The organism is Streptomyces sp. NPDC044984 (assembly GCF_040646935.1).
Taxonomy (GTDB): domain Bacteria; phylum Actinomycetota; class Actinomycetes; order Streptomycetales; family Streptomycetaceae; genus Streptomyces.
Genome location: NZ_JBEZBE010000032.1, coordinates 78,064 through 93,173 on the forward strand (window position 1 = coordinate 78,064; position 15,110 = coordinate 93,173).

Below are 15,110 nucleotides of genomic sequence, written 5' to 3' on the forward strand. Positions count from 1 at the left end.
GAGCGAGCCCGCGGGCCGGACCGCCCTCACGCCTGGGCGCTGCCTCCCTTGCCCCTGGGCCTGGGCAGCACCAGCTCGATCTCCTCCCTGAGTTCCTGGATCCTCGGGTACGAGGCGTACTCGGCGGTGAGCCGGTACATCTGGCGCAGCCGGTCCCAGGTGCGGCGCGAGGAGTTCTGGCCCATCGACACCAGGGCGAGGCGCGCGAACCGGTCCGCCTGCTCGGGATCGTCGGCGATGAAGCACGCGGAGGCCATGGACAGGAAGTCGAAGATCTTCGACCGCTGCTGTGCCTCGACCCGCAGTGCCAGCGCCTTGTCCGCGTAGTGCTGGGCGTGCACGGCCGCGTCCGGCTCGAACTCCGCGAGCGTCCGGTACGCCAGGGCCTGCATGCCGTACAGGTCCGCCTCGTTGAACAGCTGCATCCAGTTCGGCGGTGGCACGTCCCCCTTGTCGGAGACGAAGAGGTCCTCCGCCTGTCCCAGGGTGCGGCGCATCGCCTGGCCCTTGCCCATGGACGCCTGCGCCCAGGCCTCGATGGTGTGGAACATGGCGCGGGTGCGCGGCAGGACCTCCTCGCCCGAGCCGGACTGGGCGAGTTCCATCAGGTCCATCGCCTCGTCGGGCCGGCCCAGGTGCACCATCTGCCGGGCCGCCCGGGAGAGCGCCTCGCCCGCGCGCGGCCGGTCGCCGCCCTCCCGGGCCGCGTGGGCGGCGATCACGAAGTACTTCTGGGCCGTGGGTTCCATGCCGACGTCGTGCGACATCCAGCCGGCGAGGACGGCGAGGTTGGCGGCGACGCCCCACAGGCGCCGCTGGAGATGGGGTGGGTGGTGGTAGGCGAGGATGCCGCCCACCTCGTTGAGCTGGCCGACCACCGCCTTGCGCTGGAGACCGCCGCCCCGGGCGGCGTCCCAGGCGCGGAACACCTCCACGGAGCGCTCCAGTTCCTCGATCTCCTGCGAGCCGATCGGGGCGGCCTCGTAACGGTCGAACCCGGCGGGGTCGACGCGCAGGGGGTCGTCGAGTCGGGGAGCGTCGGCGGTCAGGGCCGGATCGGTGTGCAGCCAGTCGTGCATGGCGCTGCTGAGTGCGGAGCCCGCGGTGAGCGCGGCACCCGCGCCCACCAAGCCGCGTCGGTTGAGCATGAGGTCCATTCCCGTGAATTCGGTGAGGACCTCGGCTGTCCGCTCGGGCGCCCACGGCACTCCGTCGGGATGTTCCGCACTCCCGGGGCGTGGCCGTTTCCCCGTACGCCCGTGCCGGACCAGACCGAGGTCCTCGATGGTCACGACACGGCCGAGACGCTCGGTGAACAGGGCCGCCAGCACCCGCGGTACGGGATCGCGCGGGATCTCTCCCATGTCGATCCACCGCCGCACCCGGGAGGTGTCGGTCGCCAGCTGGGGGTGGCCCATGGCCGCCGCCTGCCGGTTGACCAGCCTCGCGAGTTCGCCCTTGGACCAGCCGGCCAGGCCGAACAGGTCCGAGAGCCGGGTGTTGGGTTGTCCGCTCACGTCAAGCCCCCAGGTTCTCGGCTGAGTTGACAGTAGCCCGGTGCGGGTTGCCGGGCGACTATTCGCCAGGGTTCGCCAGGGTGCGCCAGATGGTGTGCCAGGGGGCATCGGGTGTCGAGTAGGAACGCGCCACCACGACCCCGTCGCCACAGGGGCATTCCCCAGGGTGCGCCCGGGCGGCCGGGCCGGGTGGTGCGCTGACGTCGCAGGCACACGAAGGGATCTGTATCACCCATGTACGCAGCATCGTCCTCCGTGTCCGCCCCGCCCCGGCCGCTGCGCCCCCGTCCGTCGGACAGCGGCCCCTACCTCGCCCCCGCGCGCCCGGCGAACCCCGTGCTCGGCGCGGGCGGCGTACGGCGCACCGCGGGACCGGGCATCCAGCCGCTCAGCGGGAGGCTCGACCTGTCCGGCCCGCAGGGCGCCCAGCTGCGCACGGCGATCGCGTCGGTGCACCGCATCTGCCCGGAGTTCGCGCCGGTCCAGGTGCTGCGCCGCACCGGCCGGTCCGTCCTGCTGGTCGGCACCGCCGGCCGGAGCACCGCGGTCGCCAAGTGCTTAGTGGACCACTCCCCCGCGTGGAGCGAACGGATCCGCCACGAAATAGCGGCATACCGCTCGTTCGTCCGGCACCGCCCGCCCGTGCGGGCGCCCCGGCTGATCGCGGCGGACCCGGACAACGGCACGCTGGTGATCGAGCGGCTGCCCGGCCGGGTGGCGGCGCTCCAGCGGCACCCGGTGGAGGCACCGCCGCGGGCGGACATCAGGGCGGCACTCGGCGCGGTCTGCCGGCTGAACTCCTGGCGGCCGCCGGCCGGGACGTTCGACGCGCCGCTGGACTACGCGGCCCGCATCTCCCGGTACCACGAACTGGGTCTGCTCACCGACCGGGACCTCGGCGACCTGCAGAAGCTGCTGCACGGCATCGCGCTGGCGACCGGCCGGCAGGGCATGGGCCAGTTCTGCCACGGCGACGCCCTGCTCTCCAACATCCTGATCTCACCGGCCGGTCCGGTGCTGGTGGACTGGGAGCACGCGGGCTGGTACCTGCCGGGATACGACCTGGCGACGCTGTGGTCGGTCCTGGGGGACGCGCCGGTGGCGCGGCGTCAGATCAGCCAGATCGCCCAGTCGGCGGGGCCCGCCTCGCGGGACGCCTTCCTGGTGAACCTGATGCTGGTGCTGACCCGGGAGATCCGTACCTACGAGACGGCCGTACAGCGTTCGATGCAGGACACGTCCCCCTCGGCCCCGTCCGGCGAGGAACACCGCCTGCTCCTCCGCCGCCTCCACGACGACTGCCAGATGGCCCGCCGAGCAGTACGCGCAGCGGTGGGCACCCGCTGACCCCCCCCATCACCCCAACCGCGCCCACCCGTGCCGCCCCAGCTGCGGGCAGTCGTGCCGCTGGGGCGGCACGGGTGGGCGATGGGGTCCCCCCGCTCGAGCGAAGCCGAGAGTGGGGGAGGCACCCCGCAACGCCGGGCTGCGCAACACCCCCCGCCCCACCACTGGCGTACACCACTGACGCCCCGCAGGCCTGGCACCCACCACCACGAAAGCGACGCGCACCCCCATTGACAAGGTAATACGCGCCTCCCCGGGCATGATTGACGGATCATCAGCTGACCGGTACCACTGACACACCGCTCGGCTCCCGTCACACGCACCGCCGCCCCAGGAGGCCGCATGAGACGACCCGTCCCCACCCGGATCGCCATCCGCACCCTCGCCGCAACCGCCCTCACCCTCCCCCTCCTGGGCGCCGCCCCCTCCGCCGTCCCGCCGAGCACCGCCCACCTCCAGCACGCGTTCGCCACCGCCGCCGCCGAGTACGGCGTGCCGCAGAGCGTGCTGCTGGGCGTCTCCTATCTCCAGTCCCGCTGGGACGCCCACGGTGGCGCCCCGAGCGTGACCGGCGGCTACGGACCGATGCACCTCACGGACGCCCGCACCGCGCTCGCCGCCTCCGACCACCACTCCTCCGGCACGGAGGACCCGCGCGGCGACGAGGCCCGCCCGCCGAAAAGTCCCGGGGCACGAGCGGCACGGACCGAGGAGCTGCCGGACCGGCTCACCACGCTGCCGGAAGCCGCCCGCCTGACCGGCCTCAGCCCCGAACGCCTGCGCGAGGACCCGGCCGCGAACGTGGCGGGCGGCGCCGCCCTGCTGGCCGAGGCCCAGCGCCGGCTGGGCGGGCCGAGCAGCGACGACCCCGCGGACTGGTACGCGGCGGTCGCCCTCTTCTCCGGCGCGGACGACACCGCGTCGGCGGCGGCGTACGCCCACGAGGTGTACGAGGTGATCCGCGCAGGCGGGGCACGGGTCACGGACGCCGGGCAGCGGGTGGTCCTGGGCGCCCGCCCGGACCTCGCACCCGACACCGCGGCGCTGGAGCGCGCCGGACTGCGCACCGCCTCCGCCGCCGGGACGGAGTGCCCGAGGACGGTGTCGTGCGAGTGGGTCCCGGCCCCGTACGAGGAGTTCGGCGACGGTGACTACGGCAACCACGACCTGGGGAACCGGCCCGCCTCGCAGCGCATCCGGTACATCGTCGTCCACGACACGGAGGGCGCCTGGGAAGGCGTCCTCGACATGGTGCAGGACCCCGCCTATGTGTCCTGGCAATACAGTCTGCGCTCCACGGACGGCCACATCGCCCAGCATGTGAAGGCGAAGGACGTGGCCTGGCACGCGGGCAACTGGTACGTCAACGCGGGGTCGATCGGTCTGGAGCACGAGGGTTTCCTGGCGGATCCCGACGCCTGGTACACCGAGGCGATGTACCGGTCCTCGGCCCGGCTGGTGAAGTACCTCGCCGAGAAGTACGGCATCCCACTGGACCGGCAGCACATCCTCGGCCACGACACGGTGCCGGGGACGACCACCGCCACCATCCCCGGCATGCACACCGACCCCGGACCGTACTGGGACTGGCGGCACTACTTCGAACTGCTGGGCGAACCCCTGAGGGCCACGGCCGGCGAGAACGCCGGCGTCGTCACGATCCGGCCCGACCACTCCGCCAACCGGCCGGTGTTCACGGGCTGCGAGCGGGCGGGCGAGCCGTGCGCCGCCCACGGGTCGAGCGCGGTGCGGCTGTACTCCGACCACGCCGAGGACTCCCCGCTGATCAGGGACATCGGCCTCGGCTCCGCCCCGACCACCGGGGTGAACGACCTGTCCTCGCGGGCCTCCACGGGCCAGCAGTACGCGGTCGCCGACCGCTGGGGCGACTGGACCGCCATCTGGTACCTCGGTCAGAAGGCCTGGTTCAGGAACCCGGAGGAGCAGCCGACCGCCGTGCCCGCGAAGGGGAGGGTCGTCACCCCGAGGAAGGGCCTCGGCCCGGTGCCGGTGTACGGAAGGGCGTACCCGGAGGAGGCCGCCTACCCGGAGGGCGTGCCGGCCCAGGCGGTGTCGCCGCTGCCGTACACGGTGCCCGAGGGGCAGAAGTACGTGACCGGGGGCAAGGTGCCCGGTGAGTACTACTACGCGGTGACCTTCGACGAGGCGTCCCACCAGGTGGTGCGGGGCGAGGACCTGTACTACGAGATCCAGTTCGGCCACCGGGTCGGCTTCGTCCGGGCGGCGGACGTGACGGTGACGTCGTCGTAGCGGTGCGGGGGCGTAGCGGGAGGGCCGGGTTCCCACGGAACCCGGCCCCTTGTGTCAGCCCTGCTGGAACAGCTCCGCGGGGAGCGGCTTGAGGAGGGCGTACAGGTCGTCGGTGATGGGGCGGTCCCAGGCGGCGATGGTCACCAGGACGTTGTCGCTGCGGTCGAACTGCACGCAGGAGATCCGGCCCTCGGAGAGCTTGACCCGGCGCACGATCAGCAGGTTGTCGCCCTGCATCACCGGCACGTCCTCGGTGCCGACGACGGTGATCTCCTCGTCGTTCTCCAGCGCCAGCAGCAGCTGCCCGACCTCGAAGGGGACCTCGCCCTCCGGGACGTCCCGGGCCGGGGAGCCCTCGGGCAGATTGCCGATGACCATCGCGGGGCCGCGGCCGCCGAACAGGTCGTAGCGCAGGAAGACGCCCTGGCAGCTTCCGTCGGGGGCGGGCAGCAGCCCGGCGCCCAGGTTGCCGGGCCAGTCGCCCGGGTCCATGGCCAGAACGTCGAAGTCGGGCCCGGCGGGCGTGGCACTGCGGCGGCGGAGGAACGACATGCCGCCATGGTACGTGCCCGGACCCGCGTATGGACGGTCGGGCGACACCCGCCCCGGCTCCCCGGACCGCCGGTGCCGCTCGTGGTGGCGGGCCACCCGGGCGCGGTCGCCGCAGGAGGGCTCGCGCCACTCCTGACGCGGGTGCTCCTTCGGGAAGTGGCGCACGCGGCGGGGGCGTGGCAGGCGCGCAGGCGCTCGCGGTCGGGGCCGGTGGAGGTGCGGGCGGCAGCGTCGTTCAGGCGCCGCGGCACCTCGGGGAGGGGGAGCAGACGGGTCGCGTCCGCGGGGCTCGGTTCGGCCGGGCGGACGGCGTGCGCGAGGAGGGTGCGGACAGCGGTGCGCAGGTCACGGACACGGGCGAGACCATCGGCGCCGGCGACGTGGCGTTCCGCACCGGTCGGCACCTCCTGCCCCGCCCCGGCTCGGCCGGCCCCTCCGGACTACTCCTCCGGTGCCGCCGGAGGAATCACCGCGACCGGACTCACCGCGTGGAGCAGCACCGCCTGCGTCACCGACCCCATCATGCGGGCCGGCGCCAGCAGCCGACGCCGATGACGGCCCACGACGACCAGCTCGGCGTCCCGCGACGCCTCGACCAGATGGCCGGCCGCGTCTCCGGGCAGCACGTCGATCCCGGCGGTGACCTCGGGATGCCGCTCCCGGTGCGGAGCGAGGAAGCCGTCGGCGAGAAGGCGGTTCTCGTGCTCGACAGCGCCCTGATCGACCTGCGGCGGAGGCATCTCCCCGGGCAGCATCCAGGTCTGCAGCGGCCACGGATAGGCGACGAGAACCCGCAGCCGGGCGCCGCGCAGCGCCGCCTCCGCGAAGGCGAAGGCGAGCGTGGCCTCGTCGGGGCCGTCGGCGTTCAGGCCGACCACCACGGGCCGGTCGGCCCCGCCGGACGTCCTCTCCTCGCCGCCGCGCCGGGGCCGGGGCACGACGACGACCGGGCACTCGGCGTCGCGGGCCGCGGCCAGGGAATTGGAGCCGAGCAGCAGGCTGGCGAAGCCCCCGCGGCCCCGGGAGCCGAGCACCAGCAGCCGAGCCGCGGCCCCCACTTCGGGCAGCAACACCCCGGGCGCCCCCTCCGGCACGGCGTACTCGACGGCGGGCAGGCCGCCGCGCTGTGCCAGGTGACCGCGGACCTGGTCGAGGACCGGGTCCTCGTCGGGGTCGGGCGGTCCGGCCGCCAGCACCTCGGGCTGCGTCCAGGGGGCGTACTGGCGTACGTGCACGATCCGCAGCGGGGCTCCGCGCCGGCGTGCGGCGTCGAGGGCCCACTCCAGCGCGCGCAGGCTGTCGTCCGAACCGTCGACCGCCGCGACGACCGGCTGGGTGTTCATGGTTCCTCGCCTCCGGGATACGACCATCGCTCTTCGCCCCCCCGGCCAGCCTGACTCAGGCGGGGGCCGGGAACGGCGCTTCGGATCGCGTGTCCGGAAAAACGCGCGGAACACCCTCGTGGCGGCGACGCCGCTCACGTCAGGTCGAACTCCCCCTCCCGCGCTCCCGACACGAACGCGCCCCACTCGGCGGGGGTGAAGATCAGGGAAGGGCTCTCCGGACTGCCGCTGTTGCGCATGGCGATGAAGCCCTCCACGAAGGCGATCTGGACATCGCCCAGGCCACGGCTGCTGGACTGCCACTGCGCGTTGCTGAGGTCCAGGTCCGGCTTGTCCCAGCCCGTCAGCGGGCGCTGCTGGGTGGTGCTCTCGGCCACGTCCGTGCTCCTCCCGATTACCGTCGTCCGCGGGCCAGCCTAGCGATCGGTCCCTGCCCCCGACAGGCCGCGAGGAGCACCTTTCGCGAGGGCGCCGGAGTGGGCGGACCAAACCGGGCCGGCGCGCTTTGAACCCGTGGCGGCGTGCCGACGTACTGGTGGGGGCGGGCCCGCTCACCGGGTCCTGTTCGCCATGCCATCGCAGGACCGCACGGAAGGACCCTCCGGGTGTCGCTCTTCATTCGCCCCCGCCGACTGCCGGACACCACCGAGGGCGGAGCGGGCCGGGACGGCGGCCCGGCCGCGCCCGGGGAGACCGCCAAGGGCACACCGCCGGTGGTCACGCCACCGGGCTGGTTCGGCTGGCGGCACCGGTGGCCGCGTACGGCGCGCGGCGTCACCGTCGGGACGACCGTTCTCGCCGGGGCGCTGGTGCTCTTCGCGCTTCTCGTGCCGAACCGGGTGGAACGCCTCGAGGTCGGCGCGTTCGTCCGGCTGCCCGCCGAGGGCATCCTGCTCGCCACGCTGCTGCTCGCGCTGCCGTCGAGGTGGCGGCGGATCGCGGCGGTGGTCTCGGGCGTCCTGCTCGGTCTGCTCACCGTCCTGAAGTTCGTGGACATGGGCTTCCACCAGGTGCTGGCCCGGCCCTTCGACCTGGTGCTCGACTGGATCCTGCTGGACGACGCGACGGACTTCGTCCGGGAGTCGTTCGGCCGGGGCGGGCAGGTGCTCGCCGTGGCCGGGGTGATCGCGCTGTTCGTGGCCCTGCTGGTGCTGATGACGCTGGCGACGGTGCGGCTGACCGGCCTGATGGTCCGCCACCGTCCCGTCGCCGTCCGCACGACGCTGGTCCTGGGCGTCGCGTGGATCACCTGTGTCACGCTGGGCGTGCAGGTCGCCGGTGTGCCGGTCGCCACCAAGGGCACCGCGGAGATGCTGGGCAACCGGGTGGAGCAGGTGCGGGCGGGGCTGCGCGACGCGCGGGTCTTCGAGAAGGAGGCCGCCGTCGACGCCTTCGCGGACACGCCGCCCGACCGGCTGCTCACCGGGCTGCGCGGCAAGGACGTCCTGTTCACCTTCGTCGAGAGCTACGGCCGGGTCGCGATCGACGACCCGGCGATGGCGGGACCGGTCGACGCGGCGCTGAAGGACGGCACCCGGAGGCTCGAGGACGCCGGTTTCGCCTCCCGCAGCGGCTGGCTGGAGTCCCCGGTGACCGGCGCCGGCAGCTGGCTCGCGCACTCCACCTTCCTGTCCGGCCTGTGGATCAAGAACCAGCAGCGCTACCGCAGTCTGACCACCAGTGACCGCATGACCCTGACCAAGTACTTCCGTAAGGCCGGTGGCTGGCGGACCGTCGGCATCGTGCCCGGGGTGCGGCGGGCCTGGCCGGAGGGCGAGTTCTTCGGCCTGGACCACATCTACGACTCCGAGCACCTCGGCTACCACGGCCCGTACTTCAGCTGGACCCCCGTGCCCGACCAGTTCAGCCTGGAGGCCTTCGAGCGGCTGGAGCACGGCAGGGCGGACCGTGAGCCGATCATGGCGGAGATCATCCTCGCCTCCAGCCACAACCCCTGGTCCCCCGTCGCCCGCATGATCGACTGGGACGACCTCGGTGACGGCTCGGTGTTCCACGGGATCAAGAAGGAGGGCACGGACCCGAAGGAGGTCTGGAAGGACCCGGAGAAGGTGCGCACCGAGTACCGGCGGGCCATCGAGTACTCGCTGAGCAGCCTCACCGGGTGGGTCGAGCGGTACGGCGACGAGAACACGGTCCTGGTGTTCCTCGGCGACCACCAGCCGGTGCCCACCGTCACCGCCGGGAGCACCAGCAGGGACGTGCCGGTCACGATCGTCGCCAAGGATCCGGAGGTGCTGGACCGGGTGGCCGGCTGGAACTGGACCGACGGCCTCAAGCCCGCGCCCGACGCTCCGCGCTGGGCCATGGACGAGTTCCGCGACCGCTTCATGACGGCGTACGGGCCGCGGGGCGGGCCGGCGCGCCCGTGAGGCCGGATTTTTGCCGGACGGGTTGAAGGACAGCTCCTCCGGGGGTGCCCCCTCTGGGGGAGTTCGAGGAGCGGGATCCGGGGCGGAGCCCCGGGTCGGGACGGGAAGGGGCGGCGGGGGCGAGAAAAATGCAGGCGGACTCTTGCCCCTGGAGCAGTGGCCTGACTTACTGATCCCGGAAGGATCGACCGAATGATCGGTCGTCCGAATTGGTACGACAGGTGGGAGGACGGTCCCGATGACGGAGGCGGCGGACCTGCTGGACCCGGCGGAACGGCTCGACCCCGAAGGGCTGCGCGCGCTCCAGCTGGAACGGCTGCGGAATTCCCTGCGGCACGCGTACGACAACGTGCCGTTCTACCGGGAGTCCTTCGACCAGGCGGGCGTCCACCCGGACGACTGCCGCTCGCTGTCCGATCTGGCCCGTTTCCCGTTCACCACCAAGGCGGACCTGCGGGAGAACTACCCGTACGGCATGTTCGCGGTGGGGCGCGACCGGATCCGCCGTCTGCACGCCTCCAGCGGCACCACCGGACGCCCCACGGTCGTCGGCTACACGGAAGGTGACCTCTCCCTGTGGGCCGACATGGTGGCCCGGTCCATCCGCGCGGCGGGCGGCCGGCCCGGGGACACGGCACATGTGGCCTACGGCTATGGTCTGTTCACCGGTGGCCTGGGCGCCCACTACGGCGCCGAACGGCTCGGCTGCACGGTGATCCCCGCGTCCGGCGGGATGACGTCCCGCCAGGTGACGCTGATCCAGGACCTGAAGCCCGAGATCATCATGGTGACCCCGTCCTACATGCTCACCCTGCTCGACGAGTTCGAACGGCAGGGCGTCGACCCGCGCTCCACCTCGCTGCGGGTGGGGATCTTCGGCGCGGAGCCGTGGACGGAGCGGATGCGGCAGGAGATCGAGGAGCGGTTCGCGATCGACGCGGTGGACATATACGGGCTGTCGGAGGTGATCGGTCCGGGTGTCGCGCAGGAGTGCGTGGAGACCAAGGACGGTCTCCACATCTGGGAAGACCATTTCTATCCGGAAGTCGTCGACCCGATCACCGGCGAGGTCCTTCCGGAGGGCGAGCGGGGTGAGCTGGTCTTCACCTCGCTCACCAAGGAGGCGATGCCGGTCGTCCGGTACCGGACGCGGGACCTGACCCGTCTGCTGCCGGGGACCGCCCGGGTGTTCCGGCGGATGGAGAAGGTCACGGGCCGCAGCGACGACCTGGTGATCCTGCGCGGGGTGAACCTCTTCCCCACGCAGATCGAGGAGATCGTGCTGCGCACCCCGGGCGTGGCACCGCACTTCCAGCTCCGCCTCACCACCGAGGGCCGGATGGACTCCCTCACCGTCCGCGCGGAGGCCCGTGCCGACGCGGACGCCACGACGCGGGACGCGGCCGCCCGGTCGATCGCGGCGGCGGTGAAGGGCGGCATCGGCGTCTCGGTGGACGTGGAGATCGTCGACCCGGAGACGCTGGAGCGCTCGGTGGGCAAGATCCGGCGGATCGTGGACCTGCGCGAGAAGCGGGACTGACCGCCCGCTTTGGCTACCCGGCGGCCACGATCCGCTCGACCGCGGCCGTCACCAGCCGTTCGCGCTCGTCCGGGGTGAAGACGTCCGGCAGGGTGAGCTGTTCGACGATCAGCCAGTTCAGCGCCAGGTAGAGCAGCTTGACGGCCATGGCGTCGCCGGGGAGGCCGGACTCCTCGTGGTAGCGGACGTTGGCCTCGACGTCGGCACGGACCCGTTCGGTGAGCACCTCGCGGAGTTCCGGGCGGCGGGTGGCCTCCAGCCGGAGTTCGAGCAGCGCGAGGTATCCGGTGCGGAAGGCGGCGATACGGCCGACCAGTTCCCGCATCAGCTCCGCGTAGGTCTCCCGGTCACGCCCGGCGGCCCGCTGCCGGGCGACGAGTTCCTCGTCGGGCTGGAGCCGCTCGTAGACCCGGGCGCCGGCCTGGGTGAGCAGGTCGTCGCGCGAGGCGAAGTAGTTCGACGCGGTGCCGACGGGTACGGCGGCCTCCGTGTCCACGGCCCGGAACGTCAGGCCCCGGGCGCCCTCGCGGGCCAGCACCTCGATCGCGGCGTCCACCAGGGCGGCCCGCCGCTGCTCGTTCCGTCTGACCACTGCCACACCACTCCGCTCGCAGCACACCCGCCACACCACTTCAGCCAGAGTACTACGCCCGGAGTCGTCCACCTCGGGGCGGAGCGACCGCGCACGCCCCATTGACACGGCCCGCACCTGACAGGAAAGTTTCACTCCGCAAGGCGATCCCCGAAAAGTTCTTTCAGCCCGCGCAGGGCCACGATCCGGGAGGAACCTGATGGCGGACGAAGGGGCGAGAAGCCTCACCCGACGTCAACTGGGCGGAGGCGCACTGGCCCTGGGCGGCGCGCTGGCCTTCGCCTCCCTCCCGGCCGATCCGGCGTCGGCGGCCGTACCGGCGCGCGGCGGCCGTCCGACCCTGCGGCACGGTTCGGCCCGGCGCGCCGGACTGCTGGCCGCGCCCCTGCGGCAACTCGTCACCGACGCCGAGGCGTTCCTCGCCCCGTCCCCCGAACACCCCTGGTACGCGGGCGCCGTCCTGCTCGCCGGGCGCGGCGGCACGGTCGCGCTGCACCGGCCCATCGGCATGGCGGTGCGCTATCGGGCGTACGACGAGGAGACCGACACGGGCGTCGAGTTCCCGCCCGACCGGCAGATCCCGATGGCCGAGGACACCGTCTTCGACCTGGCCTCGGTGTCCAAGCTGTTCACGTCGATCCTCGCCGTGCAGCGGATCGAGCGGGGCGGACTGGAGCTGGAGGCGGCCGTCGCCTCGTACCTGCCGGAGTTCGGGCGCGCGGGCAAGCAGGACGTGACGATCCGCCAGCTGCTCACCCACACCTCGGGCTTCCGCGCCTGGATCCCGCTGTACGACGCGCCCACCTACGAGGAGAAGGTCCGGCTCGTCCACGACGAGAGGCCGGTCAGCCCGCCCGGGACCGCCTATCTGTACTCGGACCTGAACCTGATCTCGCTCCAGCTGGTCCTGGAGGAGGTCACCGGCCGCACCCTCGACGTCCTCCTGCGCGACGAGATCACCGGCCCGCTGGGCATGCGTCGCACCCGCTACAACCCTCCCGCCTCCTGGAGACCGCGGATCGCGGCCACGGAGGACGCCCGCAGGCCGTGGTCCGGGCTCGACCGGGGGCTGGTGTGGGGCGAGGTGCACGACGAGAACGCCCACAGCCTGGGCGGGGTCGCCGGCCACGCGGGCGTGTTCTCCGACGCCTGGGACCTGGCGGTCCTCGGGCGGACCCTGCTCAACGGCGGTGTCTACGGCCGGGAGCGGATCCTGGCCCCGGAGTCGGTGGAGCTGATGTTCACCGACTTCAACACCGCCTTCCCCGGGGACGAGCACGGTCTGGGCTTCGAGCTGTACCAGCACTGGTACATGGGCGCGATGGCCACCCCGCGCACGGCGGGCCACACCGGCTTCACCGGGACCTGCCTGGTGCTCGACCCGACGACCGACTCGTTCCTCGTCGTGCTGGGCAACTCCGTTCATCCGGCGCGCAGTTGGCGCTCCGGTTCCGCGCCCAGGGTGGCCGCCGCGAACCAGCTGGCCCGCGCGGTGCCGGTCCGCCCGGCCCGGGGCCGCACGGCATGGTTCTCCGGGATGGCTGGTTCGGCGACGGCGACCCTCACCCTGCCCGCGCTGGACACCTCGTCCGGCGGGGCGCGGCTGCGCTGCTCGCTGTGGTGGGACACGGAGCCCCGCGCCGACGTCCTCGTCCTGGAGGCCGCCACGGACGACGGCACGGCCTGGGAGCCGGTGCCGTTCACCACGCGGCGCCGGGACGGGGAACCGCGGCGGCACCCGTCCGGCACGGTCACCGGCTGGTCCGGCCGGGTCTGGCACGACCTCACCGCCGCCCTGCCCGCCGCGCGGGACCTCACCCTGCGCTGGCGGTACACGACGGACCGGCTGTACGCGGGGCGCGGCGCCTACGTCGACGGGGTGCGGGTCGAGACGCCGGGCGGCCGGCTGTTCGACGACGCGCGCCGGACGGACGCGGCGCGCGTCCGGGCGGAGGGCTGGACCCGGTCGGCCGACTGAGCCGGGCACGTCACGCCTCCCCGGCCTCCAGCACCGCCATGGCCGCGTTGTGTCCCGGCACTCCGCTCACCCCGCCGCCGCGCACGGCGCCCGCGCCGCACAGGAGGACATTGGCGTGCCGGGTCTCCACACCCCAGCGGCCGGTGCCGTCCTGGGCGTGGGGCCAGGAGAGTTCGCGGTGGAAGATGTTGCCGCCGGGCAGTCCGAGGTCGCGTTCCAGGTCCAGCGGGGACCGGGCCTCCAGGCACGGGCGTCCGTCGGCGTCGGTGGCCAGGCAGTCCGCGAGGGGTTCGGCCAGATGGGCGTCGAGCTGGGCCAGCGTCGACTTCAGGAGTTCCTCGCGCACGGCGTCGTTGTCCCGCTCGAACAGCCGGGCGGGGGTGTGCAGTCCGAACAGGGTGAGGGTCTGGTAGCCCCGGGCGGCCAGGTCCGGGCCGAGGATCGTGGGGTCGGTGAGCGAGTGGCAGTAGATCTCCGAGGGCGGGACGGCGGGCGGCTCACCGGCGGCGGCCTGGGCGTGGGCGGCGGCCAGTTGTCCGTACCCCTCGGCGACGTGGAAGGTGCCGGCGAACGCCTCGCGCGGGTCGACGGAGGTGTCGCGCAGCCTGGGCAGCCGCTCGAGCAGCATGTTCACCTTGAGCTGGGCGCCCTCGGCGGGCGGCGGGGGCGTGTCGCCGGTGAGCCTCGCGAGTTCCCGCGGGGAGGCGTTCACCAGGACGTGCCGCGCGGCGGCGACGCCCTCGCCGTCGGCCGTGCGGTGGACGACCTCGGCGGTGCGGCCGTCGGTGTCGACGCGCACCGCCTCGTGACCGGTGGCGATGACCGCGCCGGCGGCGCGGGCGGCGTCGGCCAGCGCGTCGGTGAGGGCTCCCATGCCGCCGACGGGGACGTCCCAGGCGCCGGTGCCGCCGCCGATGACGTGGTAGAGGAAGCAGCGGTTCTGCTTCAGTGAGGGGTCGTGGGCGTCGGCGAAGGTGCCGATGAGGGCGTCGGTGAGGACGACGCCGCGCACCAGGTCGTCGGCGAAGCGCTGCTCGACGGCGACGCCGAGGGGCTCCTCGAACAGGGTCCGCCAGGCCTCCTCGTCGCCGACCGCGCGGCGCAGCTCCTCGCGGGTGGGCAGCGGCTCGGTGAGGGTCGGGAAGACGCCGCGGGCGACGCGGCCGGTCATGTCGTGGAAGCGCCGCCAGGCCCGGTACTCGCTCTCGGAGCCGGTGAGCCGGGCGAACGCCTCGCGGGTGCGCCGCTCGCCGCCGCCGACGAGCAGCCCGGTGGGCCGTCCGTCGCGTTCGACGGGGGTGTACGAGGAGACGGTGCGGGTGATCGTCCGGAAGTCGAGTCCCAGGTCCCGGACGATCTTCCGGGGCAACAGGCTGACCAGGTACGAGTACCGGGACAGCCGTGCGTCGACGCCGGGGAACGGGCGGGTGGACACCGCCGCCCCGCCGGTGTGGTCCAGCCGCTCCAGCACCAGCACGGAGCGTCCGGCCCGGGCGAGGTAGGCGGCGGCGACGAGGCCGTTGTGGCCCCCGCCGACGATGACGGCGTCGTAGGTCCGGGTTCCCTCGGGTGCGGTCATG

The 15,110-nt window shown here is 73.2% G+C and carries 11 protein-coding genes and 1 pseudogene; 5 read left to right on the top strand and 7 right to left on the bottom strand.

Annotated elements, in window-relative coordinates; genetic code table 11:
- Positions 1-26: 26 nt before the first annotated feature.
- A complete protein-coding gene (locus AB0A94_RS29625) occupies positions 27-1,517 on the bottom strand; it encodes a hypothetical protein (RefSeq protein WP_361748997.1) in 1,491 nt (496 codons plus the stop codon).
- A gap of 234 nt (positions 1,518-1,751) precedes the next feature.
- Here AB0A94_RS29625 and AB0A94_RS29630 point away from each other — a divergent pair, with 234 nt between their 5' ends.
- Positions 1,752-2,864 (top strand): aminoglycoside phosphotransferase family protein, encoded by a 1,113-nt coding sequence (locus AB0A94_RS29630; protein ID WP_361748998.1) that lies wholly within the window; start codon positions 1,752-1,754, stop codon positions 2,862-2,864.
- Between the two features lie 342 nt (positions 2,865-3,206).
- The gene (locus AB0A94_RS29635) at positions 3,207-5,135 is read left to right on the top strand and encodes an N-acetylmuramoyl-L-alanine amidase (protein WP_361748999.1); all 1,929 of its coding nucleotides are present in this window, start codon (positions 3,207-3,209) and stop codon (positions 5,133-5,135) included.
- Positions 5,136-5,189: 54 nt separating this feature from the next.
- Here AB0A94_RS29635 and AB0A94_RS29640 read toward each other — a convergent pair whose 3' ends face one another.
- From AB0A94_RS29640 to AB0A94_RS29655, 4 genes and pseudogenes are all read right to left on the bottom strand, one after another.
- Positions 5,190-5,687 carry a hypothetical protein gene (locus AB0A94_RS29640; protein WP_361749023.1) on the bottom strand — a complete coding sequence of 166 codons (498 nt, stop codon included), beginning with the start codon at positions 5,685-5,687 and terminating at the stop codon, positions 5,190-5,192.
- Positions 5,688-5,750: 63 nt separating this feature from the next.
- A pseudogene (locus tag AB0A94_RS29645) lies at positions 5,751-6,091 on the bottom strand (hypothetical protein); the annotation flags it as partial.
- 36 nt (positions 6,092-6,127) lie between these two features.
- Entirely contained in the window at positions 6,128-7,030 is a 903-nt protein-coding gene (locus AB0A94_RS29650; RefSeq protein WP_361749000.1) for a universal stress protein, read from the bottom strand.
- Between the two features lie 134 nt (positions 7,031-7,164).
- A complete protein-coding gene (locus AB0A94_RS29655) occupies positions 7,165-7,407 on the bottom strand; it encodes a DUF397 domain-containing protein (RefSeq protein ID WP_361749001.1) in 243 nt (80 codons plus the stop codon).
- Positions 7,408-7,743: 336 nt separating this feature from the next.
- Between AB0A94_RS29655 and AB0A94_RS29660 the strand changes: the two genes are divergently transcribed.
- Complete coding sequence (locus AB0A94_RS29660; RefSeq protein ID WP_361749024.1) at positions 7,744-9,420, top strand: sulfatase; 1,677 nt, start codon at positions 7,744-7,746, stop codon at positions 9,418-9,420.
- Positions 9,421-9,658: 238 nt separating this feature from the next.
- Entirely contained in the window at positions 9,659-10,960 is a 1,302-nt protein-coding gene (gene paaK, locus AB0A94_RS29665; RefSeq protein ID WP_361749002.1) for a phenylacetate--CoA ligase PaaK, read from the top strand.
- A 13-nt stretch (positions 10,961-10,973) separates the two neighbouring features.
- Here paaK and AB0A94_RS29670 read toward each other — a convergent pair whose 3' ends face one another.
- Entirely contained in the window at positions 10,974-11,552 is a 579-nt protein-coding gene (locus AB0A94_RS29670; RefSeq protein WP_361749025.1) for a TetR family transcriptional regulator, read from the bottom strand.
- Positions 11,553-11,751: 199 nt separating this feature from the next.
- Here AB0A94_RS29670 and AB0A94_RS29675 point away from each other — a divergent pair, with 199 nt between their 5' ends.
- Positions 11,752-13,530 carry a serine hydrolase gene (locus AB0A94_RS29675; protein ID WP_361749003.1) on the top strand — a complete coding sequence of 593 codons (1,779 nt, stop codon included), beginning with the start codon at positions 11,752-11,754 and terminating at the stop codon, positions 13,528-13,530.
- Positions 13,531-13,540: 10 nt separating this feature from the next.
- Here the strand turns inward: AB0A94_RS29675 and AB0A94_RS29680 are convergent, their stop codons facing one another.
- Positions 13,541-15,109: an NAD(P)/FAD-dependent oxidoreductase gene (locus tag AB0A94_RS29680; RefSeq protein WP_361749004.1), complete on the bottom strand. Its 1,569-nt coding sequence runs from the start codon at positions 15,107-15,109 to the stop codon at positions 13,541-13,543.
- Position 15,110 lies beyond the last annotated feature (1 nt).

Bases quoted from the DNA above. Each gene is read 5' to 3' on its own strand.
- AB0A94_RS29630 (WP_361748998.1), top strand. From the start codon at position 1,752: ATGTACGCAGCATCGTCCTCCGTGTCCGCCCCGCCCCGGCCGCTGCGC.
- AB0A94_RS29635 (WP_361748999.1), top strand. From the start codon at position 3,207: ATGAGACGACCCGTCCCCACCCGGATCGCCATCCGCACCCTCGCCGCA.
- AB0A94_RS29640 (WP_361749023.1), bottom strand. From the start codon at position 5,687: ATGTCGTTCCTCCGCCGCCGCAGTGCCACGCCCGCCGGGCCCGACTTC.
- AB0A94_RS29650 (WP_361749000.1), bottom strand. From the start codon at position 7,030: ATGAACACCCAGCCGGTCGTCGCGGCGGTCGACGGTTCGGACGACAGC.
- paaK (WP_361749002.1), top strand. From the start codon at position 9,659: ATGACGGAGGCGGCGGACCTGCTGGACCCGGCGGAACGGCTCGACCCC.
- AB0A94_RS29675 (WP_361749003.1), top strand. From the start codon at position 11,752: ATGGCGGACGAAGGGGCGAGAAGCCTCACCCGACGTCAACTGGGCGGA.
- AB0A94_RS29680 (WP_361749004.1), bottom strand. From the start codon at position 15,109: ATGACCGCACCCGAGGGAACCCGGACCTACGACGCCGTCATCGTCGGC.